Genomic DNA, 24922 nt, shown 5'->3' with positions numbered 1-24922 from the left:
CATCTCCATATTCATTTTTGATTACAAGAAGAGAATAAAGGTTTTTTCAAAAACTGGCAATAGTTTTATTATAATGCAAAAATTTTATAAATTTCTAATAAATCAAGCCTATTCATTGATGTGCGTGAATATACTAAAGAAAGCGAATACAACGTTTCTTAATTATTGTTTTCTTGAGAAAATATGCAAAATACTTTTTTTGAAAATAAAAGGAAATAGAGAATGTTTGCCTAATGTGCTAAAATGACCTTATTAAGGATGTGAAGCGATGGAATTTTTATTGCAGGATGCAATTTTATATATATCGTTTGTAACGACGGCACTTTGTTTATTAGAAGTTTTCTTCCTTGCTAATGTTTCTCGCTTTGTGCGTCAACAAGCATCAAGCGGTAGACAAAGAGCTTTTGCGTTAGTTGATACATGTGAAGATAGTGCGGGAAATGTACCGCTATTTTCTATTTTTTATAAATATGGAATGATTCGTTCTGTACGTAGACAAGAATCAAGTGAAGAGAATGATGAGGTCGGTCCGTATACACCAATGTTTCGCTAAATAATTACGAAACATTGGAGGAATGAACATGTTAAAATCATACCGAGCTGTGCTCGTTAGTTTATCATTATTACTTGTTTTTGTTTTATCTGGCTGCAGTAATGCAGTCCCAATTGATGCACATAGTACTGGGATTTGGGATCATTATTTCGTATATCCAATCTCGTTTATGATTCAATTTGTTGCTCATCATATACCTGGAGCTAGCTTTGGGATTGCAATCATTATTATGACGCTCGTTATTCGTTCAGCAATGATTCCATTAGCTGTTTCACAATATCGTAGCCAAGCGAAAATGAAGAAAATGCAACCTGAATTGCAGAAGCTAAAGAAAAAGTACGGTGATGTAGGCAAAGATCTTGAAAAACAAAAGCAGTATCAAAAAGAAATGTCAGAGCTAATGAAATCAGGCGGTTGGAATCCACTTGCTGGTTGCTGGCCAATTTTTATACAAATGCCGATTTTCTCTGCTTTGTATTATGCGATTAGCAGAACGGAAGAGATTCGCACATCTTCTTTTTTATGGGTGAACTTAGGACATGCAGATCCATATCATATATTACCGATTATTGCAGCGTTAACGACATTTATTCAGATGAAAGTTTTCCAATCTAATATTACACCTGGAGAACAAGTACAGATGCTAAAGATACAGCAAATTATGATGCCGGCAATGATTCTATTTATGGGGTTTGCGGCGCCATCAGGACTTGTATTGTACTGGATAACAGGTAACTTATTTACAATGACACAAACAATCGTATTAAGAAAAATAATGGAACGTGAAGAGTTACAATTACAAAAAGCATAGAGAAACACCGCTCATTATGAGCGGTGTTTTTTATTCGAAACGTTAAGGGAATTTTAAGAAACCAACATTACTATTGGCATTGTATACGAAAGTGTACATGCTTTAGAAATATGAAGGAGGAAATTTCCTATGAAGAAGAAAACAGTTGGGTATTTAGCGATTGCAGGTGCTTTATCATTCGGAATCATTGGAGGAGTCGGTATTCCGGCATTCGCGGCAACGAATACTCCAGCAGCTGAACAGTCTACAAAAACGGCGAAAAAGGATTTGGATGACGCTACAAAACAAAAAGTAAAAACAATTATGGACGATACAAAGAAACAGTTAGAGAAACTAGGTGTAAAGCTTCCGGAGAAAGAGAAGCGTAAAGACATGTTTGCAGGATTAGATGATCAGGCGAAAGCAAAAGCGAAGTCGATTTTAGAGCAAAAGAAATCTGGAAAATTAACGCATGAGCAAGCAAAAGAGGAATTAACAAAGCTAGGCGTGAAAATGCCGGAGAAAGGTAAACATGGAGACATGTTTGCTAACTTAGATGATCAGGCGAAAGCAAAAGCGAAGTCGATTTTAGAGCAAAAGAAATCTGGAAAATTAACGCATGAGCAAGCAAAAGAGGAATTAACAAAGTTAGGCGTGAAAATGCCGGAGAAAGGTAAGCATGGAGACATGTTTGCTAACTTAGATGAACAGGCGAAAGAGAAAGCGAAGTCGATTTTAGAGCAAAAGAAATCTGGAAAATTAACGCATGAGCAAGCAAAAGAAGAATTAACAAAATTAGGTGTGAAACTTCCAGAAAAAGAGAAGCGTGAAGACATCTTTGCGGGATTAGATGAAGCAACAAAAACAAAAGCAAAAGCGATTTTAGACAATGAAAAGAAACAATTAGAGGAATTAAATGTGGATCTTCCGCATCACAAGTTTTTTATGAAAAAAGAAGATAAATAATTGATTTATGTATCTTTCGTGGGGCAACCGGAAGGTACATGCGAGGACCGATTTCTACTTATAGAAATCGGTCTCTTTTAATGATTCAATAAGATTCTTTTCATTGTTAGTATGTATCCGAAGACGCAGTAGAAGATTGCAAAACCGATAAACACTTCCGTATATTGATATTTACCCAATACGTAGAAGGAAACAGCTGGTATAATAGCTACCGCTAAAATGCTATAACCAGGATACTTGTTTCGATACATGATAGCGAATAGAACAGAGAGAAACGTAGCGATGATACAAAAGACAGCAATCATTATTGGTACACCTCCTAAATGAATTATACCATTTTTAGGGAATTAGAGAAGTTTTGTATCTTCTGTTATAATATAAGAAGAGAAATATTTCCTATGTTATATAAAAAAATATATTGATTTTTTCTAACAATTCAATATAATGAACAATAACTACAAAATTCGACATCAAGAAGTGATGATGAGGACACGATTAATTTTTTACGATTCCCAGAGAGGGAAGCCTTTGGCTGTGAGCTTCCTAATACGGAAAAATAGATTACCACCTCTGAACTGCAGCAGTGAACGAACATCTAGTAATTGCTTGCCGGCAAAAACCGTTATTTAGACTTGAGAAATTGGTGAAGTGTGTTACTTTGCGAATTGAAACAAGGGTGGAACCACGAATACAACACTCGTCCCTTTTTTAGGGAGGAGTGTTTTTTTATTTCATTTTTGCATCACACTAGAATTGGAAGGAGGATACGCAGCATGCATCATGATGAGAAGAACAAAATTGGTTTAACAGTAGCACTTTCTATCGTAGTAGGAACGATTATCGGGTCTGGTGTATTTATGAAACCAGGAAGCGTATTAGATTACTCAGGGAGTTCTAATATGGCCATTCTTGCTTGGGTAATTGGTGGTCTGTTGACGTTAGCGAGTGGTTTAACAGTAGCCGAAATTGGAGCGCAAATCCCGAAAAATGGTGGGTTGTATACGTATTTAGAGGAGATTTACGGAAGTTTTTGGGGATATTTATCAGGCTGGATGCAAACAATTGTTTATGGACCAGCTATTATCGGAACATTAGGTTTATACTTTAGTTCTTTAATGATTAATTTTTTCTATTTAGATAAAGTGTGGAATTTACCAATCGCAATCGGAACAGTTGTGTTCCTTGGCTTTGTAAATAGTATGGGAACAAAATACGGAGGTATCGTTCAAACAATCACGACAATTGGGAAAATGATTCCGATTGTATTAATTGTCGTGTTAGGTTTTTGGAAAGGAAACAGTGATATTTTTAACGTAGTAGTGCCGATATCAGAAAATCAAAGTATCGGTATGGCAATTTTAGCAACGTTATTTGCTTATGACGGCTGGATTTTACTTGCTTCGATTGGTGGAGAAATGAAGAATCCAACAAAGTTATTACCGAAAGCAATGACAGTTGGGATTTTAATTGTAACAGCTGCATACGTATTAATTAACTTGGCGTTATTAAATGTATTACCAGCAGCGAAAATTGTAGACCTTGGAGAAAATGCAACAGCGACAGCTGCGGGCATGTTACTTGGAGAATATGGCGGGAAAATTATTAGTATCGGTATTATCGTTTCTATTTTCGGTTGTTTAAATGGAAAGATTTTAACATTCCCACGTATTCCAATGTCTATGGCGGAACGTGGACAACTTCCATTTTCTAAGTTTATTGCAAAGGAAAGTCCAAGATTTAAAACACCAGCAAATGCGATTACTGTTGAAATCATTTTAGGGATTATTTTAATGATTATTAGTGATCCGAATAAGCTATCTGAGATTTCCGTATTTATTATTTATATTTTCTATGTAATGACGTTTATTGGTGTCTTCATTTTAAGGAAACGTAATAAGAATAAAGAGCGTGCATATAGTGTACCGTTATTCCCAATCGTACCAATCGTTGCGATTTTAGGTTCGTTCTTTGTAATCGGTAGTGCGATTATTAATGATCCGGTAAGTTGTTTCTTATCAATTGGAATTGTCTTTACGGGACTTCCGGTGTATTGGTACTTGAATAAGAAGAAAGAAACAGAATGATGGAAGGGTAGGCGTATAATACGCCTACCTTTTTTACTGTAAAAAAATTGTACTTGCGTCCACTTTCTATTTTGGTTACTATAGTCGTAGTAACCAAAATAGAAAGCGTGGGGAAAGACTTGAATTTTCGTGTTTATATTTTAGCTATCGCGGCTTTCGTAGTCGGAACGGTTGAGCTAATTATAGGAGGAACGCTCGATTTAGTTGCCAATGATTTAGGGGTATCTATTAGCGCAGCTGGTCAGCTTATAACAATATTTTCGGTAGTATTTGCTTTGTCAGGTCCAGTTTTATTAGCTTTGACAGGGAAGTTTGAAAGAAAAACATTGTATGTTGGAGCATTATCGATTTTCTTAATCGGAAATATTATTTCGGCATTTAGTGTGAATTACGGAATGCTAATGTTCTCAAGGGTTATTTGTGCGGCGAGTGGTTCATTAATTATTGCACTATCGGTAACACTTGCTTCTAGTGTAGTAGAACCGCATTTTCGTGCGCGTGCAATTGGAATCATTTTTATGGGAATTAGTGGATCACTTGTACTTGGAGTACCGCTCGGTCTTGTACTCGGAAATGCATACGGATGGCGTGCGCCATTTGTATTGATTTCAGTATTAACAGTTATGGCAATTGCTTGTATTTCATTGTTCTTAACGAAAGTACCACCGACATCGGTATTATCAATAAAAGAACAACTTGCTACTTTAAAAGATAAAAAAATTGTAAGTGCACAGTTAACATCATTTTTGTTTTTAACGGGGCATTTAACATTGTATGCATATTTAACACCGTTTTTAAAAGATGTTATGCATGTTGAAGCAAATTGGATTAGTGTGTTTTACTTCATTTTCGGAATCGCAGCAGTAATCGGCGGTGGATTCGGTGGATGGCTTGCTGATAAATGGGGATCGAAGAAAAGTATTATCTCGATTATTATCGTATTTGCATGTGCAATCTTCATGTTGCCATTAATGACATTCTCATTCCCACTCTTCATCATTATGATGGGACTTTGGAGTATGCTGAGCTGGGCGATTTCACCAGCACAGCAAAATTATTTAATTGACATTGCACCGGAATCAGCTGGTATCCAGCAAGGTTTAAATAACTCTGCGCTTCATTTAGGAATTGCACTCGGTTCAACAGTAGGCGGAGTTGTTATTGAAAAATCATCTGTTATATATAACGCTTGGGTAGGCGGTGGCTTTATTATATTAGCACTGCTTTGCGCGATTTTCTCGATTACGAGAGGACGCTCTACTCAGTTTGCGAAAGAAGAATCTATCGTTTGATAGGTTTTTTTTTTATTTGTAAAAAATTGCAGGTTTTAGTAGAGAAATGGAGAAAGGGTGTATAGCGAGGTGAGGTATATGTATACGAATTTTTCAATTATTGGTCTTCTAATTTCAATGCTCCCTTTGTTTCTTATTATTCTTGCACTTAGATGGGTTCGTTTCATCTATAAAAATTCAGAGAAACAGGTAGAGCAAAATGAGAAAATCATTGAGCTGTTGATGGAGATAAAGGAACAAAACGAAAAGGAGTCTAAGTGAAAAACTAGACTCCTGTTTATTATTTAATTAGTATCTTAACTTCATCAACAAACTCTTAATTTCCTCATCTTCCATAAAGAGATCATGGTGTTTTTGAGTAATCTTTGCAAGTGCAACGTCGTGATAGAAAAATTCTGTAAAGAACTTTACGAAAGGTTGTGACATTGTTTTCATCGCTTGCCATGACTCTTGTTCTACGCCAGCAAATAAAATTTCACGATCGTCAACGATGAGTAGCAAGTAGCGCTCTAATGCATTAGGCTCTTCAGCTGGGATTAGAAAATGCATGTTTTCTAAGTCTGTTTCTACTTCTCCAACAATAAGGGATTCAATTTGAACACCTTGTTTTGCTTTTTGTTCTAGTAAAGGAAGATATTCTAAAAGAGTATCATTCCAAGCTGAAATACGGATTGATTCTTTTGCACTTTCAATGAGTTCTTTACTTTGAACTCGAATAGAAGATTGCATCTTTAAGCTCCAAACACGGTCATCTGTAAATGATTTTTTTGATATATTTGTTTCCAGTTCCTTAATATTTGATTGAAATTCTGTCGTTAATTTTTCAATTGCTAGCTTTAGTGGTAATGCTGTATACAATTTTTTCTTTTCTGAAACAGAATCCATTACCATTCCTTTATCGATTAGGCGTGCTAGTACTTCATATATTTTTGCTTTTGGAACACCTGAATGCTTCACAATTGTTGTAGCATCTAATGGTTCATTGCTTGATACGACAACTTCATAAGCTTGGCTTTCATATTGTGAGAAACCGAATTTTTGTAACATAGTTCCCTCCGAACGAATGAGATTATATTTTAAGGATAATGAACTATTTGTTTTTGCACAAGTGGTAGTCCGTTTTCTAATTGTATTAAGGTGAGAATTAATTTCAATTTTTTAATTTTATCTATTATACTTAATATAATGATTAATAATATTTCAATTTAATGCGAAGGGGATGCTGGGGGGAAGATGTTAAGAAGTTTACGTTTAAAAATTGCGGTAGTGTTTTCAGTACTTATTTCTATGATGTTCGTAATATTGGGTACAGCTGTGTATCAATTACAGAAAGAAAAGGAAGTGCGTTCCTTAGACGAGTATTCTCAAAATGCGATGGATCTTGTGACAGAGCAACTTACGACGTTTGTTCAAAGAACGGATGAAGATATGGGGTATTACGCGAACAGTGAGATGATTCGTAATATGCTTCAAGGTGGGGTTACTCCAGAAGAGGAAGCGTTTTTAACGAAAGAGTTTGCGGAGTATAAAAAGAATCATCCTGGTATTTTAGATTTATATATTGGTACGAAAGATAAAAAAACATTAAGTGCCAATCTTGCTGAAGGTGGGCAAGTGCCAGAAGGATATGATCCAACGACAAGACCATGGTATAAAGATTCAGAGGCTGATGTAAAAAAGGTCCATTGGGGACAACCTTCTTATGAAATTGCAACAGGAAAGTTAAGTGTAGGTGTTTCTAAAGCAATTACAGCTCAAGATGGATCTGTATTAGGCGTTGTTGCGATGGATGTATCGCTTGGGACGATTCAGAAGTTGCTTCACAATATTCAATATAATAATGACGGAGAAATGTTTATTATAAATGATAAAAATATGGCTCTTGTTTATCCAGAAAAGATAGGGAAAGATGTTTCTAAAGAGCCACTTATAAAGAGCTTAAATAAAGAGGTAACAAAATATGCGGTCACTACAATAAAAGGTGAAGATGTAGTTGTTTATAGTCAATCATTTGATACGATGAAATGGACGATAGGAATCTTTTATCCGAAAGAAACGATCGATGGGCTATTAAATAGTACGAGAAATACAGTCATTATGATGGCGTGTATTAGTTTATTAGTTGGAATCGTAGCTTCCTACTTGTTCTCAAGAAGATTAGCAAGACCACTGCAATTATTAAAGAATCACGTTCAAAAAGTAGCAGAAGGAGATTTAACGCTGCGAATGAAGGTGACAAGTAAAGATGAAGTTGGAGAGTTGACGAAGCACTTTAATGATATGGTTGAACAAATGAATGAAATGGTAAGTAAAATTAAAAACAGCGTATCAACAGTGCAACAATCAACGAATAGTTTACATTATTTAACGAACGAAACAGTAGCGGCTAGTAGAGAAGTTTCCGGAGCAATGGATGATGTGAGCGGGGGAGCTTCTACTCTTGCGAATAGTGTGGATGAAGTTTCAGCTCAGCTCGAGAATATGGCAGAGTCAGTGGAACAAATGAATAGCTCCGTTGGTGAAATAAAAGGAGTGACTGGCAAAGCGGAAGAGGCATCTAAGCAAGGATTAAATACAATGAGGAACTTAGTCCGTACGAGGGGACAATCATCTTCGATTGTTGTTCATACAGAAGAAGCATCGGATAAGTTAGAACAAAGAGTTGGATCGATTCAAAATGTTGTTGAGCTTATAAAAGGTATTTCGGATCAAACAAATTTACTTGCTTTAAATGCCTCGATTGAAGCTGCCCGTGCAGGTGAGCAAGGTAAGGGATTTGCGGTTGTTGCTGAAGAGGTTCGGAAATTAGCGGAACAATCAAAAGAGGCAACAGGAGAAATCACAACGATGATTGGTGATGTGCAATTAGAAGTAAAAAGGGTTGTAGAAGTTGTAAGTAAATTGAAAGACATTGCAGATGTGCAAAATAAAGTGACGACAGAGGCAGAAATGGAGTTCCGCACAATTATGTCAGTTGTAAATACGATTAGTACTTCAGTTGAAAAAATTGTAGAAGAGGTACATAACATAGGTTACGAGCAAGGAGAAATTACAGCGGTAATGCATACAATTGCTGGTACGAGTCAAGAAAGTGCAGCTGTTTCTGAAGAGGTACATGCTGCAACGGAATCACAGGTTAATCATCTAGAAAAGGTAGCCCACACGATGGAAAGTTTGACAGAGCATATGAAAGATTTAGAAAGATTAGTTGAGCAGTTTAAAGTGGAAGAGTAACATATTAGTAAAATGATGAGGATTTCGGTAAAATAGACAATGGATATATAAGAAGCGATTATAGGAGGAAGACTACTATGGCAATTGTTGACGTATCGATTATTCCGGTAGGAACAGGTAATCCAAGTGTTAGTGAATATGTAGCAGAAGTACAAAAGGTGCTAGAGAAAAATGCGGATCGCGTGAAGTATCAATTAACACCGATGAATACAATTATTGAAGGAGATCTTCCTGTCATTCTAGAAGTAATTCAACAAATGCATGAAGTTCCATATACGAAAGGTGCACAGCGTGTTGCAACAACGATTCGTATTGATGATCGTCGTGATAAAGTAAGCACAATGGAGAAAAAATTAAACTCTGTCCGATCAAAATTATAAGAAAAAGCAGCGATCTTCGCTGCTTTTTTCATATAGGAGGTAAATAAAATGAGTGAAAAGTTTAACGAGCAGTTTGACGGTTTACTAGAGAAATACACTGAGCTGTTACTTGGCGAGAGTAATGAAGAGCGAAAAGAACAGGTAAAGAAGTGGGCACTTTATTCTTACATAGCGAAGACGATGCCAGCTTTAGTGAAGCATTGGAATGAAACTTATCCAGATGCGAAAGAAGAGATGGTGCAGTTAATTACGGATATTAAAAGGCTGAATGAGGAGAAGCGAAATGAGAATTAAAAAACTTAGGTGATGCTACTTTAAGTTTTTCTTATTAATATCCTTATATAATTTACATGGAATATTAAGGGTTTTATAGGCATGTCGAATATTTTCGGTATGCCTATTTTTGCCCTAGTAAACCCGTTTTTTCTAAATGTCGAAAAATATTCCCTTCATATTTGCATGCGAGAATATAGGTTTTTAAATGTTTTTATAGTATTTTATAAATTATCTAAATAATTATTTGTATCCAATAATTTTAAACAGTGATATAATTTTGAAGAGGGGTAAAAAACAGATAAATTACAGTCATAGGGGTGAATTACATGGAACAATTAATGCGAAATTCGTTTCTTTTCTTATCTAAAAATAAAGCGCTAACAAAACTGGCTAAAAAGTACGGTTTACGCTTTGGTGCAGGTCGCTTCGTCGCAGGGGAGACGATTGAATTAGCGACAGCTGCCATTCAGGCATTAAATAAGCAAGGTCTTTGTGTAACAATCGATTATTTAGGTGAATTCGTTGATAATGAAGCGGAAGCAAATGAAATGGCTAACCAATCGATTGAAGCGATCCGTGCAATTGGAAGAGAAGGTCTTGATTCGCAGCTTTCTTTAAAGATGACTTCTATGGGATTAGATATCTCTGATGAAATCGTAATGAACAATATGCGCCGTATTTTAGAAGCTGCAAAAGAAAATGGTGTGTTCGTTACCATTGATATGGAAGACTATACACGCTGTGGTAAAACAATTGATATCTTTAAACAATTAAAATCTGAATACGATAATATTGGTACTGTTATTCAAGCTTACCTATATCGTACAGAAAAAGATATTGAAGATTTAAATGCTTATAATCCTAATTTACGTCTTGTAAAAGGTGCTTATAAAGAACCTGAAGAAGTGGCGTTCCCGGATAAGAAAGATGTAGATGACAATTATAAAAAAATTATTAAAATGCACTTATTAAATGGAAATTATACTGCAATTGCTTCACATGATGAAGCGATTATTGAATATACAAAAAAACTTGCTGAAGAACACAACATTCCAAGGGATCAATTTGAATTCCAAATGTTATATGGTATTCGTAATGAGCGTCAACTTGAGCTAGTAAAAGAAGGTTACAAAATGCGTGTTTACGTACCTTATGGAAACGACTGGTATGGCTACTTCATGCGTCGTCTAGCAGAGCGTCCAGCAAACGTTGCGTTCGTATTAAAAGGTATGGTTAAAAAATAACCAAGGAGAAAATACTCCTTGGTTATTTTAATTGCTGAAATGCATAATGTGCCATTTTCTTCGTATCAGGATATAGTTGCGCGCGAGTAGAAGATAATACGACGTTAATGACGCGTTTACCGTCTTTTTCATCGACTGTTACGACTGTATATTTGCCAAGTGCTGATAGACCACTTTTACTTCCAATCGCATATGGATCGTCATATAGTTCTTCTCGTCCATAGTTTGCGATGTTTGGAGAGCGTTCTGAAGTATGTAGAGTTGTACGTGTTGAATTCATATATTCTAAAACAACTGGATACTTTAATGCTTCTTTCGTAATAATAGCAATGTCATATGGTGATACTTTATTCCCAATTGCATCAGCACCACTTGCATTCTTGAAAGTCGCATGCTTTGTACCAAGTTCCTTCGCTCTAGCATTCATCATCTTCACAAATTCATTTTTTGATCCTGCGATATGTTCTGCAATTGATTCAGCTATTGGATCTGCACTAATGATAAGCATAAGTTTTAATGCCTCATCACGCTTTAATTTTTCCCCAGCACGAAGTTTAATTTTCTTACTTTGACTTTCTGTTTTAATTGCGTTTTCTGTAACTGTAATTTCTTCATCTTCTTTTACATTCTCTAGTAAAAGAAGGGTTGTCATCATTTTGGCTATACTAGCCGGATAAGAACGTTCGTCTTCGCGTTTCCCATATAAAATTTCACCTGTGTCTGCATCGATTGTAACGCCATATTGCCCAGTAATCTTAGGTTGATCAGCTCTTACAGCTTGTTGCCTCTGTGCATAAGAGAAGAAAATCATCCCTGTAAATAGTGTAGCAATCATTACAATCATAACTATTGTTCGTTTCATCATCGTTCCCTCTTTTGTTTTCCATATGTACAAATAAATTGGGCAGAAAAAGCAGCCATTAATCATTATGCCACGTTCTCTGCCCAAAAATATAGCGTTATTTTTCGCCCATATTATGCTTCTTATATTGTTGATTATTACCTTGGCGTCCTTTTTCAACACCGTGATTATGCGGACCTGCATTTCCAGTTACACTAGCTGCACTAATTCCAGCCTTAGAAGGGTTCTTCTTAAGTTTTGCCATATATATTCCTCCAGTTTCGTCAGATTATAAAAAGGAAAAGTGCATTTAAACAAAGAAAATACACATGTATAGCATAGCCAAATGAAAGAAAAATATTTATTTCAGAAAATTTTATCAATAAATATATTGCGAAAATTTAAACAGTATCATATATTTATTAGTAGAGGCTCACTCATTGATTGCGACTTATGTCGAAAAATTGAATGAGCATTCATTCAAGAATAGGGGGAGAATTGGATGTTCCAAATTAAAAAGGCTGCTGTTCTAGGTTCAGGCGTAATGGGTTCAGGGATTGCGGCACACTTAGCTAATATTGGTATTCCGACATTATTGCTTGATGTTGTACCACCTGCGCTAACAAAAGAAGAGGAAGCGAAGGGACTTACATTAGAACATAAAAGTGTGAGAAATCGTTTTAGTAATACGGCTGTGCAAAAATTATTAAAGCAAAAACCAGCTCCTCTGACAGTGAAAGGAAATTTAGCACTGATTGAAGCAGGTAACTTAGAAGATGATCTTGAGCGTCTAGCTGATGTAGATTGGATTATTGAAGTAGTAGTTGAAAACTTAGATATTAAAAAGAAATTATTTGAAAAAGTAGACGCTGTTCGTAAACCGGGTTCTATTGTAAGCTCGAATACGTCAGGCATCTCAGTTGAAAAAATGGCAGAAGGTCGTTCAGACGACTTCCAGAAACACTTCTTAGGCACACACTTTTTTAACCCACCACGATATTTAAAACTTCTAGAGGTAATACCGACGAAAGAAACAGATCCACAAGTATTAAGCTTCATGAAACTATTTGGCGAAGACGTTCTTGGAAAAGGCGTTGTTATCGCAAAAGACACACCAAACTTTATTGGAAACCGCATCGGTACGTACGGTTTATTAGTAACTCTTCAAGAGATGATAAAACGCGGCTATAGCATTGGGGAAGTTGATTCTGTAACAGGCCCACTTATTGGTCGTCCGAAGAGCGCGACGTTCCGTACATTAGATGTTGTCGGTTTAGATACATTCGTACACGTTGCAAATAACGTATATGAAAACGTACAAGAAGAAGAGCGTGATGTATTTAAAGTACCAGCTTTCATGCATGACATGCTTGAGAAAAAATGGCTTGGAAGTAAAACGGGTCAAGGATTCTTCTTAAAACAAGGAAAAGAAATTTTAGAATTAAATCCTGAAACGATGGAATACGAAGCGCGTAAAAAATTAAAAGCTGCATCCGTAGAGTTAAGTAAACAAGAAAAAGGATTAGCGAATAAATTGAAAGCGCTTGTATACGCGAAAGACCGTGCAGGAGAGTTGTTATGGAACATCATTACACCAACTCTTTTATACTCTGCAAAACTTCATAAAGAGATTGCTGACGATATCGTTGCAATTGACCAAGCGATGAAGTGGGGCTTCGGCTGGGAGCAAGGGCCATTTGAAGTGTGGGATGCAATTGGTGTTGAAAAATCTGTTCAAAAGATGGAAGAAAACGGCGTAGTTGTTCCTACTTGGGTGAAAGAAATGTTAGAGAAAGGTTTCACTACTTTCTATAAACATGATAACGGCGATAGCTACTATTACGATAATGGCGAATATAAGCGAATCGAGCGTAATAAAAAAGCAATTTCTCTTAAGCAATTAAAAGCGAAAAATGGTGTATTAAAGAAAAATAGCGGAGCGAGCTTAATTGATTTAGGCGACGGCATCCTTTGCTTAGAGTTCCATTCGAAGAGCAATGCAATCGGTATGGATATTACGCAAATGATTAACTACGCTGTTGATGAAGTAGAAAAGAATTATAAAGGTCTTGTTATCGGTAACCAATCGAAGAACTTCTGCGTTGGTGCGAACCTAGCAATGATCTTAATGGAAGCACAAGACGACAATTACTTTGAAATTGAGTTGGTTGTGAAAAACTTCCAAGATGCAATGACGAAAATTAAGTACTCTTCTAAGCCAGTTGTAGCAGCACCATACGGTATGACGCTTGGCGGAGGTACAGAAGTTTGCTTACCAGCAGCTAGCATTCAAGCTTCTAGTGAAACGTATATGGGCTTAGTAGAAGTTGGTGTTGGCTTAATCCCTGGCGGAGGCGGTAATAAAGAGCTATACATTAAACACTTAAATAAAATGCCAAACGGTGTAGAGTTTGATCTGCAAAAAGTTGCGAATAAAGTGTTCGAATCTGTAGCGATGGCGAAAGTTTCTACATCAGCACAAGAAGCTGTATCGAACAACTTCTTAGGCGATAAAGACGGTATTAGTGTGAATGGTGATCACTTACTATATGATGCGAAACAGAAAGCACTTGCTTTATATGAAGCTGGCTATAAAGCACCGATTCGTAAAAAGATACCAGTTGTTGGTGAAACAGGATATGCAACTCTTGTACTTGGTGCAGAAGCAATGCATTTATCAGGTTACATTTCTGAACATGATCTTCACATTGCGAAGAAACTTGCATATGTCATTGCGGGCGGAAAAGTGCCGTACGGAACAGAAGTTGATGAGCAGTATTTATTAGATGTAGAACGTGAAGCATTTATTAGCTTAGTAAGTGAGATGAAATCACAAGCAAGAATGCAGCACATGCTTGTAAAAGGAAAGCCATTACGTAACTAATAACGAGGGGAGATATCGTTCATGAGAGAAGCTGTCATTGTTGCGGGAGCAAGAACACCAATTGGAAAAGCAAAGAGGGGTTCATTAAAAACAGTTCGTCCTGACGATCTAGGGGCGTTAGTAGTAAAGGAAACGTTAAAGCGTGCAAATTATGAAGGACCAATCGATGATTTAATTTTCGGTTGTGCGATGCCAGAAGCAGAACAAGGTTTAAATATGGCTCGTAATATCGGCGGACTAGCAGGACTTTCTTACGATGTTCCAGCTATTACAATTAACCGTTACTGTTCTTCTGGTTTACAAAGTATCGCTTACGGAGCAGAGCGCATTATGCTTGGTCACTCTGAAGCTGTATTATCAGGCGGAGCGGAATCAATGAGTTTAGTTCCAATGATGGGACACGTTGTTCGTCCGAATAGTCGCCTTGTAGAAGCGGCTCCGGAATATTATATGGGTATGGGACATACAGCAGAGCAAGTTGCTGTGAAATATGGAATTTCTCGTGAAGAGCAAGATGCATTTGCAGTAAGAAGTCATCAACGTGCTGCCAAAGCATTAGCGGCAGGAAACTTTGCTGATGAAACAGTATCTGTAGATGTGACGTTACGCTCGGTTGGCTCAAACAATAAACTGCAAGAAGAAACAATCATTTTCGCACAAGATGAAGGTGTAAGAGCAGAGACGACGCTAGACATTTTAGGGAAATTACGTCCAGCATTTAACGTTCGCGGTTCTGTAACAGCTGGTAACTCTTCACAAATGAGTGACGGTGCAGCATCTGTACTATTAATGGATCGTGAAAAAGCAGTGAGCGATGGCATGAAGCCACTTGCGAAATTCCGTTCATTTGCAGCAGCTGGCGTACCACCAGAAGTAATGGGAATTGGCCCAATCGCTGCAATTCCAAAAGCGTTAAAACTAGCTGGCTTAGAGCTATCTGATATTGGCTTATTCGAACTAAACGAAGCATTTGCTTCTCAATCGATCCAAGTTATTCGTGAACTTGGTTTAGATGAAGAAAAAGTAAACGTAAACGGTGGTGCAATCGCACTTGGACATCCACTTGGCTGTACAGGAGCAAAACTAACACTATCTCTTATTCACGAAATGAAACGCCGCAACGAACAATTCGGTATCGTAACAATGTGTATTGGCGGCGGAATGGGAGCAGCGGGAGTGTTTGAATTACTATAAAAAAGTGGAAGCGGCTTGTTCAGAATGTGAGGGGGATGGAGCTTCAGACGTAGAGGCGCTCTTTGCCTCGTAGGAAGAAGCGAACCGAACATTCTAGCCGCTAACTGGATTATAAAAAAAGTGCAGGTGGCTCGCTCAGAACAGGAGGGCGTTGGAAGCCCTGACGAAGAGGCGCTTTTTGCCTCACAGGAAGGGGTGAAACGACCGACTGTTCTAGCCACTGGAACTGGATTATAAAAAAAGTGGAAGCGGTTCGCTCAGAACGAGACGACGCTAAAGCAAAGAATGGAAGCAACCAAGGTTTATAAAAAATAAAATTGAGAGCCAGCTTCTTTCAAAAAGAGAGAAGCGGCTCATGAAAATATGAAGGAGGAAATTTTCATGGAAAAAACAGTAGGAAATGCGGTTAAAGGCGGTAGCTTTTTAGTTGATGAGATTACGATTGATCAAGTGTTTACGCCAGAAGATTTTTCATCTGAGCATAAAATGATTGCAAAAACGACAGAGGACTTTATCGTAAATGAAGTTCTTCCAGAGCTTGAATATTTAGAACAACATGAGTTTGATCGTTCTGTTCGTCTTTTAAAAGAAGCTGGGGAGCTTGGTTTATTAGGCGCTGACGTACCAGAAGAGTACGGCGGAATTGGTCTTGATAAAGTAAGCTCAGCGTTAATCGCAGAGAAATTCTCTCGCGCTGGCGGCTTTGCAATTACTCACGGTGCTCACGTAGGTATCGGATCGTTACCAATCGTATTATTCGGTAACGAAGAGCAAAAGAAAAAGTATTTACCATTACTTGCAACTGGTGAGAAATTAGCTGCATACGCATTAACAGAGCCAGGTTCAGGATCTGACGCATTAGGTGCAAAAACAACTGCACGTTTAAATGCAGAAGGTACACATTATGTATTAAATGGTGAAAAACAATGGATTACAAACTCTGCATTCGCTGACGTATTTATCGTGTATGCAAAAATTGATGGAGAGCACTTCTCAGCATTTATCGTAGAGAAAGAATATGCTGGCGTATCTACAAGCCCAGAAGAAAAGAAAATGGGTATTAAATGTTCTTCAACTCGTACGTTAATTTTAGAAGATGCATTAGTACCGAAAGAAAACTTACTTGGTGAAATCGGTAAAGGTCATATTATCGCTTTCAACATTTTAAATATCGGCCGTTATAAATTAGGTGTTGGTACAGTTGGATCTGCGAAACGTGCAGTAGAAATTTCAGCACAATATGCAAACCAACGTCAACAGTTCAAGCAACCAATCGCTCGCTTCCCATTAATTCAAGAGAAACTTGCGAATATGGCAGCAAAAACATATGCAGCTGAAAGCTCTGTATATCGTACAGTAGGTTTATTCGAAAGCCGCATGAGCACATTATCTGAAGAAGAAGTAAAAGACGGTAAAGCAGTAGCAGCTTCTATCGCTGAATATGCAATCGAGTGCTCTTTAAATAAAGTATTCGGTTCTGAAGTACTAGATTATACAGTAGATGAAGGTGTTCAAATTCACGGTGGTTACGGGTTTATGGCAGAGTACGAGATTGAAAGAATGTACCGTGATTCTCGTATTAACCGTATTTTCGAAGGAACGAACGAAATTAATCGCCTAATCGTACCAGGTACGTTCTTACGTAAAGCGATGAAAGGTGAATTACCACTTCTTCAAAAAGCACAAAAATTACAAGAAGAGTTAATGATGATGATGCCAGAAGAAGTAGGCGATGAGCCATTAGCACTTCAAAAATATTTAGTAACTAACGCGAAGAAAATCGGCTTAATGGTAGCTGGATTAGCTGCTCAAAAATACGGTAAAGCATTAGATAAAGAGCAAGAAATTCTTGTGAATATCGCTGACATTGTAAGCAATCTATACGCAATGGAATCAGCTGTTCTTCGTACAGAAAAAGCAATCAAAACAACTGGTCTTGAAAAGAATAAACAAAAAGTGTTATACACTGAAGTATTCTGCCAAGAAGCATTTAACGAAATCGAAGCAGATGCGAAAGAAACACTTATCGCAGTTGAAAACGGCGACATGCTGCGCATGATGTTATCATCATTACGTAAATTAACTCGCCACACACCACTTAACGTAATTCCGAAGAAACGTGAAATCGCTGCGAAAATTTTAGAAGATGAGCGTTATACAGTTTAATATCTTTAAAGAACAGTAGTCGTTTATACGGCTACTGTTCTTTTTTCTGAAAAAATGAAATTTTTAGTGGTATAAAACTAATACCATTAGTATAATAAAACTAATGGTATTAGTTTTCGTGAAGAGGGAGATGGGAATATGAGAATGATGCATGAAAAAACGGTATATCAATTGTCATTTTTGCCAAGAGCGTTTCCTGTGAATTGTTACTTTGTGGAGGAAGAGGATGGTTTAACTTTAATTGATGCTGCTTTGCCATATAGCGCAAAAGGAATTTTACAGGCGGCTGAGAAAATAGGAAAACCAATTACGAATATTGTATTAACACATGCGCATGATGATCACATCGGTGCATTAGACGCATTAAAGGAAGTACTCCCTCATGTTCCAGTCTACATTTCTAAGCGGGACGCAAAGCTGTTAGAAGGAGATACGACGTTACAAAAGGATGAACCAAATACGCCAATAAAAGGCGGTGTACCTAAAAAGATAAAAACGGTACCTGATGTTTTATTGGAAGATGGCGACCGTGTTGGATCGCTTCTTGCGATTATGACACCGGGACATACGCCGGGCTCCATGTCGTTTCTTGATGTACGAAATAAAGCTCTTATTGTTGGGGATGCATTTCAAACAAGAGGAGGTATGGCTGTTTCGGGACAAATGAAATTTTGGTTTCCGTTTCCAGCGATGGCAACGTGGAGCAAAGAAATATCATTACAAAGTGCACAGAAGCTAAGCGAATATGAACCTTCCTTGCTTGCGGCAGGGCACGGAAAAATGATAAAGGATCCAGGGGCTGTCATAGAGCTTGCTATTCAGGAAGCGAAGCGGAATATAGAAAGTAAGAAAGAGGGTTAATTTATGTCACCTAGAATCGGACTTACATTACAGAAAATTGTAGAAACAGCTGCAGAAATTGCAGATACAAATGGAATACAAGAAGTAACGTTAGCTTCATTAGCGCAAAGATTAGGGATACGTTCGCCCTCACTATATAATCATGTAAAAGGGTTACAAGATGTACGGAAAAATCTTGGTATTTACGGAATACAACAGCTGCATAACAAACTGGAAGAAGCAGCCGAGGATAAACAGATGGATGAAGCAATTCATGCATTAGGAGAAGCATATGTAGCATTTGTCCGAAAACATCCTGGACTATATGAAGCAACTTTTTTACGAGATGAAGAAGTAAGAAAAGCAGGTGACGGAATTGTAAAGCTTTGTCTTCAGGTTTTACAACAGTATGGCTTAGAAGGAGAGAATGCACTTCATGCGACACGCGGATTCAGAAGTATTTGTCATGGATTTGCTTCGATTGAACAGCAGGGCGGATTTGGTTTGCCGTTAGATTTAGATATAAGTTTACATGTATTGTTGGAAACGTTTATTAAAGGGTTACGTGAATAAGAAGCGAGGCAAACAAAAACCTTAGAAGTGATTCTAAGGTTTTTTAGTGCATATAATTCGAAAAGAGCGGTAGGCTTTTTCTCATTACATGATATTATTTAGCAGGTTTGAAAAATGTGTATATAGCTACGGAAAGGCAAACGAAAATAAAAGCAATAGGATCTTGATATGGACTAGGCTCAGAGCCCTTCTGGATTTCTGTAAGGAAGTCATGTGTTTTCATGTTCATTGCTCCTTTAACTAATAAGTTTTATATGATGCGAGGGTTATGGTGGATAGATAAGAAATTTTTGGAATTTCATCTAATAATTATTCTATAGTAATCTAATTCCAAAAACTATATAATACAAAGCTTTCATGATATGTAAAATTGCATATTATTCTTTTTGAAAAATTTGTTATATTATCTATATATTTGTATTAAAGGGTTTTTGTTAAGGTAATGAAAACAAATGGAGGAATAGTATGAGAAAAACAGTATTAGACGCGTATAATGCAGAAAGAGAAGTAGATAACATAACATATAAAAATCTAGTTGTAACGATTGCAAGCATTCTAGGGTTCTCACTCTTAGGGGGATTATTCCTTGCTTTAGCCCTTGGGATTTTTGGAGAAGAGGTATTACGTGCTAATTTAGAGGGATATTATTTACTTCTATTTGATGCAGCTGTTGTTACTATTGTTTTATTTGCGTATAAACCAGTGCTTCATTTTATTAAGAACATATGGGATGTATCTATTTTAAAAAATGGGAAAACCTACTTGTATTTATTAATAGGTTTTATCATCATTGCATTAACTCAGTATGTAATGTTAGAGTTGTTTAGCTTTGAAAGTGCAGAGCAGCAACGAGATCAATTAGGGAGCTTAGGACTTCAAAATAGTCTACAAAGTATTATATATGTGTTAAGTGTTGCTATAATTACACCAATTAAAGAAGAAATTTTATATAGAGGTATTTTGTATCGATTTTTTGAAAAGAAATATAGTTTTCTAGTTGGTATCATTATTTCTTCCTTTATCTTTGGGATTCTTCATGGTGGTTTTCCAGTTACGGCAATGATTATGGGGATTGTATTTGCTATGTTATATAAGAAAACACAATCTATTTTACCTAGCATTATTTTACATATTGTATGGAACCTACTTGTGAGTATAAGTATGATTGTTTCTTTATAAAATTGAATGAATATTTAGCATAAAAGATGAATGGCCTAGCTATTCATCTTTTATTTTGTTTATATGTGCGAAAAGTTGATGAATACAATCCAAAAAGAACCAAATACTAATGATGAATGAACAAAGAAAGGCGGGTATGTTATATGCAAAATTTAACAGAGCTTGAAGTAGAAAACTTACGTCATTTAATTGGTGGACACGCAACAATTATTAACAAGTTGGAGCAGTATGCACAGACGTGTACAGATCCACAACTGAAACAAATGCTACAAAAAGATGCGCAAGATGCAAGAAATACGAAACAGCAATTAATGACTTTCCTAGGATAGGAGGAAGAGAAAGATGAATGAAAAAGATATGGTAAATGATTATTTAGCAGGATTAAATGCAAGTTTAACAAGTTATGCAAATTATATTGCTCAGTCTGATAATGAACAGTTACATCAAACGTTAATCCAAATTCGTAATCAAGATGAAATGCGTCAACGTAATATGTATGAGTACGCAAAGCAAAAGAGTTATTATAAACCAGCAGCACCTGCGAATCCGATGATTGTGCAGCAATTGAAAAGTCAGTTAAGTGCAGAATAATAGGATGAAAAAACGAGCGAAAATGAATTCGCTCGTTTTATTTTTTGTATGTCAATAAATACATAATAAATATTTTTCCAGTTGTAACAAATATGACGAAAATGGAATATAACAATTCACAAAAAGGACAAAAACTTTGTTCGATATTTCACAAAGTATCCATGGTTTCTATCGTGGGAACCTCTATAATTAAGAATGTAAAGAACAAAAGAAATAGATTATATGATCAATTAGGAGAGATTGCTATGAAAAGACATACAAGAAAAATTGCAATTATCGGTACTGGATTAGTTGGATCAAGTTGTGCGTATTCCATTGTAAATCAAGGGATTTGCGAAGAGCTATTATTAATTGATATAAATCATGAACGTGCAGTTGGGGAAGCAATGGATTTATCACATTGCATTAACTTTACAAATACAAGAACAAAAGTATATGCAGGAAGCTATGAAGACTGCAAAGATATGGACATTGTCATTATTACAGCAGGACCAGCACCAAAACCAGGGCAAAGTCGCTTAGATACTTTAGGAGCGAGTGCGAAGATTATGGAAAGTGTTGTTGGTGGCGTAATGGAAAGTGGATTTGATGGTATTTTCTTACTTGCATCGAACCCAGTTGATATTATTACATATCAAGTTTGGAAATTATCTGGATTACCTAGAAATCGCGTAATCGGTACTGGTACATCACTAGATTCTTCTCGCTTAAGAACAATTTTATCTGAAATGCTACATGTAGACCCTCGTAGTATTCATGGGTATTCATTAGGAGAACATGGTGATTCTCAAATGGTTGCTTGGTCTCACGTAACTGTTGGTGGAAAGCCAATTCTGCAAATTTTAGAAGAACAAAAAGAACGATTTGGTGAAATAGATTTAGATGAAATCGTTGAGAAGACTGCAAAAGCCGGATGGGAAATTTATAAACGTAAAGGAACTACTTATTACGGAATCGGAAATTCTCTAGCATATATTGCAAGCTCAATCTTTAATGATGATCACCGTGTCATTGCTGTATCAGCCATTTTAGATGGTGAGTATGGTGAATATGATATTTGTACAGGAGTACCAGCTATTATTACTAGAGACGGTATAAGAGAAGTTGTAGAACTCAATTTAACAGAGGATGAAGAATCTCGATTCGCAAAATCAAACGATATTTTACGTGATTATATGAAAACAATTGGTTACTAACTTATAGAAGAAGGTGAAACAAATGAAGGAATATATAATGTCTCGTGTATTTAAAGCATCTGCTGGAATCGCACAAGGTATTTTCGTATCCCTCGGAATTGGTTTACTGATCGAAAATATAGGAAGAATTGTTGATATACCATTACTTATTACAATCGGAGTTGTTGCAAAATCACTTATGGCACCAGCAATTGGTGCCGGAATTGCTTTTATGCTCGGTGCAAATGGCCTTGTAATTTTCTCGGCTATGGTGGCTGGAGCAATTGGTGCCGGATCCATTTCAATTACTGAAGCAGGTCTAATTATTAAAACAGGTGAGCCAATCGGTGCTTTATTAACAGCAACTTTAGCTGTATATATTGGTAAACGTTTAAGCGGAAAAACTGCGTTAGATATGATGCTCGTTCCATTTGCGGCAATATTAGGTTCTGGTTTAGTAGGTATTTGGTTATCTCATAATATTACTCCTGTTTTAAATACAGTTGGAGCATTTATTAAAGATAGCTCAGCTGGTAGCCCGTTTATCGCTTCTATCGTCATTGCAGTAGTTTGGGGATTATTACTTATCTCTCCAGCTTCATCAGCTGCGTTAGCGATCGCACTTAGCTTAGACGGTGTTGCAGGTGGTGCTGCTCTTGCAGGCTGCGTTGCTCAGTTTATCGGATTCTCTGTTATCTCAGCGAAAGAAAACAATTTAGGTGGCATATTAGCTCAAGCACTTTGTACTCCGAAAGTACAGTTACCAAATATCACTAAAAATCCAATGATTCTCGTCCCAACTGTCGTCGCCAGTGCTATAGTTGGTCCAGTATCCGCATTAATTTTCCAACTGGAAGCAGGAAAGGAAATTGCAGGTCTTGGATTAAGTTCTCTTATCGCACCAATTAATTTAATTTCTAGCGAAGGATGGGAAGTTGTCCCAGCGATGGTAATCACTTATATCATCATTCCAGTAGCTGTTTCTTATATACTTTACATTGCTCTTAAAAAAGCAGGTCGTATTCACTCTGGTGATATGACTGTACCGCAATCTTAAATTGAAAATCTCCTTAATAATAGATAAAAGCAGACTGAGCCACAGTCTGCTTTTTTATGTTACATTTTATGATTTTGTTTTACTGGAACTTTTATTGGTTCTTTTGCTAATAAGAGCTGAACGCCGAAGTATAGTATGCTTGCAAGTGTCATTCCAGAAACGGCATCTAAAAAGGCATGCTGCTTCGTAAATAGCGTTGATAAAATAATAAGTGTACCGAAGAAAGTAAGGATGTAATATTCAAAAGCATGTTGTTCTCTACGCTTAAAGGCAGCTAACATAATTACAAATGTAGTAAGAACGTGAATGCTAGGGAAACAGTTTACCGGTTGATCGATACTATAAATATAGCGAACTAGTTCAGAAAATACATCTGTTCCAACGACAGTCGGACGCGGTACAGTTGTTTGCCAAAAATAATAAATAGAAAAACAAGCAAGCTTTCCAAAAATAACACTACTTAAAGTGACATAATATTGCTTTCGGTCAGCGAAGCAGTAATAAATAAGTGCGCCGTATAAGTATGGAAACCAAAGTAAATAAGGAATAATAAATGCTTTTACAAATGGAATCCAATCATCTACTACAGTTGTAACGTCTACTGCGTGAACAGTCGATTTATTTAATACGTCGTAAAGGGGACTTACGAGTACGAGTAGAAGTATATAACTTAACGGAAGAAAAGATGAAAGTTTAAATTTCTTCATGTTGATCTCCTATGTTTAGTAATGTAAGTAAATTCAATTGATTATAATATAGAAACGTGAATTGGGCTATCGATTTTACTTACATTTTCTTGAATTAACCTTACGTTTTTGTCACTTGACTAAAAAGAAGGGGGAGGGTGCTAAATGAAGCGTTTATCGTATTTCTTATTTTTTATATTGATATGCCTAGTCGGTGCTGGGTGTGCAAAGGATAAAGAAGGAGAGAAATTAGAATATAACGGAAGAGCACTCGTAATTGGAGTTGTTGGAGAAAAGCCGAAAGATACGTTTAGGAATGTAAAGTTTGAAAGTATAAAGTTAGAAGAAATGCAGGAGAAATCAGCAAAAGTTGATAGTTTTTTCGTTATGAAAGAATACTTTAAAGAGGCATCAAAGGAGCAGTATACGGACTTATTTTTATCGCTAAAGAAGCCGGTATTTTTTATTGGTTTGCAAGATAGACCGTATTTAATTTTTACTAACAAGGATTTAGATTATGATAATACCCCAAAGGATAAAACGATGACGTATACGCAAGGGTTTGTAAATATGGGGAACCCTGAAGGTCAATATTGGGGTATGGGATTATATAATGATACTGTTTCCGATCGAAATATTCATAATATGTATATAGTAGTATTTCAAACCATTTCGGATTACTTAAGTCGATGATGAAGGAGCCTGTAAAAAAGGCTTCTTATTTTTTTAAAATAAACGTTTGTTTAAGCTGTATGTTCGGTAGAAAGAAACTCATGTAGTTCAAAGGTTAAGAAAGAAAAATAAGAAATTAATCAAACGTTTGTTTAAGCTGTATGTTCGGTAGGAAGAAACCGATGTAACTTAAGGGTTAAGAAAGAAAAATGGAGAATTAATCAAACGTTTGTTTAAGCTGTATG

General features: G+C 36.5%; 26 protein-coding genes and 1 other annotated feature. Of the genes, 21 read left to right on the top strand and 5 right to left on the bottom strand.

Going from position 1 to position 24922, the window contains the following annotated elements; translation table 11 throughout:
* Positions 1–268: 268 nt before the first annotated feature.
* The 3 genes from NZ044_RS24855 (at position 269) to NZ044_RS24845 (ending at position 2309) form a co-directional block, all read left to right on the top strand.
* Positions 269–553, top strand: coding sequence for a hypothetical protein (locus tag NZ044_RS24855; protein ID WP_000394930.1), 285 nt, complete (start codon positions 269–271; stop codon positions 551–553).
* 28 nt (positions 554–581) lie between these two features.
* Entirely contained in the window at positions 582–1364 is a 783-nt protein-coding gene (gene yidC, locus NZ044_RS24850; protein WP_074791056.1) for a membrane protein insertase YidC, read from the top strand.
* A gap of 129 nt (positions 1365–1493) precedes the next feature.
* The gene (locus NZ044_RS24845) at positions 1494–2309 is read left to right on the top strand and encodes a hypothetical protein (protein ID WP_033795323.1); all 816 of its coding nucleotides are present in this window, start codon (positions 1494–1496) and stop codon (positions 2307–2309) included.
* A 77-nt stretch (positions 2310–2386) separates the two neighbouring features.
* Here the strand turns inward: NZ044_RS24845 and NZ044_RS24840 are convergent, their stop codons facing one another.
* A complete protein-coding gene (locus tag NZ044_RS24840; protein WP_000562245.1) occupies positions 2387–2614 on the bottom strand; it encodes a hypothetical protein in 228 nt (75 codons plus the stop codon).
* A gap of 166 nt (positions 2615–2780) precedes the next feature.
* Positions 2781–3017: a binding site (T-box leader), on the top strand.
* A 65-nt stretch (positions 3018–3082) separates the two neighbouring features.
* Between NZ044_RS24840 and NZ044_RS24835 the strand changes: the two genes are divergently transcribed.
* The 3 genes from NZ044_RS24835 (at position 3083) to NZ044_RS24825 (ending at position 5946) form a co-directional block, all read left to right on the top strand.
* Positions 3083–4393: an APC family permease gene (locus NZ044_RS24835; RefSeq protein ID WP_000546308.1), complete on the top strand. Its 1311-nt coding sequence runs from the start codon at positions 3083–3085 to the stop codon at positions 4391–4393.
* Between the two features lie 107 nt (positions 4394–4500).
* Entirely contained in the window at positions 4501–5685 is a 1185-nt protein-coding gene (locus tag NZ044_RS24830) for an MFS transporter (RefSeq protein ID WP_003280661.1), read from the top strand.
* 78 nt (positions 5686–5763) lie between these two features.
* Positions 5764–5946 carry a hypothetical protein gene (locus NZ044_RS24825; RefSeq protein ID WP_000288473.1) on the top strand — a complete coding sequence of 61 codons (183 nt, stop codon included), beginning with the start codon at positions 5764–5766 and terminating at the stop codon, positions 5944–5946.
* Between the two features lie 27 nt (positions 5947–5973).
* Here the strand turns inward: NZ044_RS24825 and NZ044_RS24820 are convergent, their stop codons facing one another.
* Positions 5974–6732 carry a TrmB family transcriptional regulator gene (locus NZ044_RS24820; protein ID WP_000939479.1) on the bottom strand — a complete coding sequence of 253 codons (759 nt, stop codon included), beginning with the start codon at positions 6730–6732 and terminating at the stop codon, positions 5974–5976.
* 186 nt (positions 6733–6918) lie between these two features.
* On the opposite strand from NZ044_RS24820, the gene NZ044_RS24815 reads away from it, so the two are divergent.
* The 4 genes from NZ044_RS24815 (at position 6919) to NZ044_RS24800 (ending at position 10819) form a co-directional block, all read left to right on the top strand.
* Positions 6919–8919, top strand: a complete 2001-nt coding sequence (locus tag NZ044_RS24815; RefSeq protein ID WP_000946369.1) for a methyl-accepting chemotaxis protein — start codon at positions 6919–6921, stop codon at positions 8917–8919.
* 77 nt (positions 8920–8996) lie between these two features.
* The gene (locus NZ044_RS24810; RefSeq protein ID WP_001018860.1) at positions 8997–9299 is read left to right on the top strand and encodes an MTH1187 family thiamine-binding protein; all 303 of its coding nucleotides are present in this window, start codon (positions 8997–8999) and stop codon (positions 9297–9299) included.
* 48 nt (positions 9300–9347) lie between these two features.
* Entirely contained in the window at positions 9348–9593 is a 246-nt protein-coding gene (locus tag NZ044_RS24805; RefSeq protein WP_001290589.1) for a YusU family protein, read from the top strand.
* 308 nt (positions 9594–9901) lie between these two features.
* Positions 9902–10819, top strand: a complete 918-nt coding sequence (locus NZ044_RS24800; RefSeq protein WP_000436780.1) for a proline dehydrogenase family protein — start codon at positions 9902–9904, stop codon at positions 10817–10819.
* A gap of 22 nt (positions 10820–10841) precedes the next feature.
* Here NZ044_RS24800 and NZ044_RS24795 read toward each other — a convergent pair whose 3' ends face one another.
* Together NZ044_RS24795 and NZ044_RS24790 are read right to left on the bottom strand one after the other, a co-directional pair.
* On the bottom strand, positions 10842–11681 hold the full coding sequence (locus NZ044_RS24795; protein WP_000831456.1) for a D-alanyl-D-alanine carboxypeptidase family protein: 840 nt from the start codon (positions 11679–11681) through the stop codon (positions 10842–10844).
* Positions 11682–11778: 97 nt separating this feature from the next.
* The gene (locus tag NZ044_RS24790) at positions 11779–11925 is read right to left on the bottom strand and encodes a YuzL family protein (RefSeq protein WP_001096344.1); all 147 of its coding nucleotides are present in this window, start codon (positions 11923–11925) and stop codon (positions 11779–11781) included.
* Positions 11926–12162: 237 nt separating this feature from the next.
* Here NZ044_RS24790 and NZ044_RS24785 point away from each other — a divergent pair, with 237 nt between their 5' ends.
* The 10 genes from NZ044_RS24785 to NZ044_RS24740 all read left to right on the top strand — a co-directional run bounded on the left by NZ044_RS24785 (position 12163) and on the right by NZ044_RS24740 (position 23319).
* On the top strand, positions 12163–14544 hold the full coding sequence (locus NZ044_RS24785; protein WP_098506269.1) for a 3-hydroxyacyl-CoA dehydrogenase/enoyl-CoA hydratase family protein: 2382 nt from the start codon (positions 12163–12165) through the stop codon (positions 14542–14544).
* A 21-nt stretch (positions 14545–14565) separates the two neighbouring features.
* Positions 14566–15738 (top strand): acetyl-CoA C-acetyltransferase, encoded by a 1173-nt coding sequence (locus NZ044_RS24780; protein ID WP_098506266.1) that lies wholly within the window; start codon positions 14566–14568, stop codon positions 15736–15738.
* A gap of 381 nt (positions 15739–16119) precedes the next feature.
* Positions 16120–17904 carry an acyl-CoA dehydrogenase family protein gene (locus NZ044_RS24775; RefSeq protein ID WP_000416287.1) on the top strand — a complete coding sequence of 595 codons (1785 nt, stop codon included), beginning with the start codon at positions 16120–16122 and terminating at the stop codon, positions 17902–17904.
* Positions 17905–18042: 138 nt separating this feature from the next.
* The gene (locus tag NZ044_RS24770) at positions 18043–18765 is read left to right on the top strand and encodes an MBL fold metallo-hydrolase (protein ID WP_001242581.1); all 723 of its coding nucleotides are present in this window, start codon (positions 18043–18045) and stop codon (positions 18763–18765) included.
* Positions 18766–18768: 3 nt separating this feature from the next.
* Positions 18769–19317, top strand: coding sequence for a TetR/AcrR family transcriptional regulator (locus tag NZ044_RS24765; protein ID WP_016099154.1), 549 nt, complete (start codon positions 18769–18771; stop codon positions 19315–19317).
* Between the two features lie 465 nt (positions 19318–19782).
* Positions 19783–20496: a CPBP family intramembrane glutamic endopeptidase gene (locus tag NZ044_RS24760; RefSeq protein WP_001232991.1), complete on the top strand. Its 714-nt coding sequence runs from the start codon at positions 19783–19785 to the stop codon at positions 20494–20496.
* Between the two features lie 143 nt (positions 20497–20639).
* The gene (locus NZ044_RS24755; protein ID WP_001180555.1) at positions 20640–20825 is read left to right on the top strand and encodes a hypothetical protein; all 186 of its coding nucleotides are present in this window, start codon (positions 20640–20642) and stop codon (positions 20823–20825) included.
* Between the two features lie 13 nt (positions 20826–20838).
* Entirely contained in the window at positions 20839–21087 is a 249-nt protein-coding gene (locus tag NZ044_RS24750; RefSeq protein WP_001002987.1) for a spore coat protein, read from the top strand.
* 245 nt (positions 21088–21332) lie between these two features.
* A complete protein-coding gene (locus NZ044_RS24745; RefSeq protein WP_000820660.1) occupies positions 21333–22283 on the top strand; it encodes an L-lactate dehydrogenase in 951 nt (316 codons plus the stop codon).
* Positions 22284–22305: 22 nt separating this feature from the next.
* A complete protein-coding gene (locus tag NZ044_RS24740) occupies positions 22306–23319 on the top strand; it encodes a PTS transporter subunit IIC (protein ID WP_000666176.1) in 1014 nt (337 codons plus the stop codon).
* 59 nt (positions 23320–23378) lie between these two features.
* Here NZ044_RS24740 and NZ044_RS24735 read toward each other — a convergent pair whose 3' ends face one another.
* On the bottom strand, positions 23379–24026 hold the full coding sequence (locus NZ044_RS24735; protein ID WP_000713769.1) for a phosphatase PAP2 family protein: 648 nt from the start codon (positions 24024–24026) through the stop codon (positions 23379–23381).
* Positions 24027–24170: 144 nt separating this feature from the next.
* Between NZ044_RS24735 and NZ044_RS24730 the strand changes: the two genes are divergently transcribed.
* A complete protein-coding gene (locus NZ044_RS24730) occupies positions 24171–24698 on the top strand; it encodes a hypothetical protein (protein ID WP_098506263.1) in 528 nt (175 codons plus the stop codon).
* The last annotated feature ends 224 nt before the right edge of the window (positions 24699–24922 follow it).

Origin of the sequence: Bacillus sp. FSL K6-1338 (assembly GCF_038006965.1) — a bacterium.
GTDB classification, from domain to species: domain Bacteria; phylum Bacillota; class Bacilli; order Bacillales; family Bacillaceae_G; genus Bacillus_A; species Bacillus_A thuringiensis_S.
This window is presented reverse-complemented; position numbering and strand designations above follow the sequence as displayed.